General features: G+C 46.5%; 2 protein-coding genes. Both read left to right on the top strand.

The window, feature by feature from the left end; all coding sequences use genetic code 11:
- On the top strand, nt 1-202 hold a 202-nt coding region (locus A3761_RS27110; RefSeq protein WP_197472874.1), incomplete at its 5' end, for a hypothetical protein.
- Nucleotides 195-447 (top strand): Mur ligase domain-containing protein (locus A3761_RS06015; protein WP_369808182.1); only part of this gene is annotated, 253 nt, incomplete at its 3' end. The genes A3761_RS27110 and A3761_RS06015, both read left to right, overlap by 8 nt.

Below are 447 nucleotides of genomic sequence, written 5' to 3' on the forward strand. Positions count from 1 at the left end.
TGCCCAGTATATGACCAAGGGCGGTGCGGCATGGTTATTAGACCAACAGGATTTGAGCGAGTCGACCTTGAGTGAGGTCTTGGCTCCTTTATTTAGTAAACCCGAGAGAATATCGATTTTGTCCGAGGCAGCAAGAAAATTAGCCAAAGCAGACGCAACAGAGAATGTAGCCAGTGAATGTAGGAGAGTCTGCTATGCCTGATAAACCAAATGCGAGTGTACTAAAGCATGCAGGAAGCATGGTATTGAGTGAAATTCCAGAGATGCGCCGTATCAGTCTGATCCATTTCGTAGGTATTGGTGGCGCGGGCATGTGCGGAATTGCAGAAGTGCTACGTAACCAGGGTTACCAAATCTCGGGTTCAGATTTAAATGAGTCAGCAGTGACAAAACGACTCGCTTCATTAGGAGTGAAAATCTATTTTGGGCACGATGCGGAAAATGTCG

This window comes from Oleiphilus sp. HI0123 (assembly GCF_001635315.1).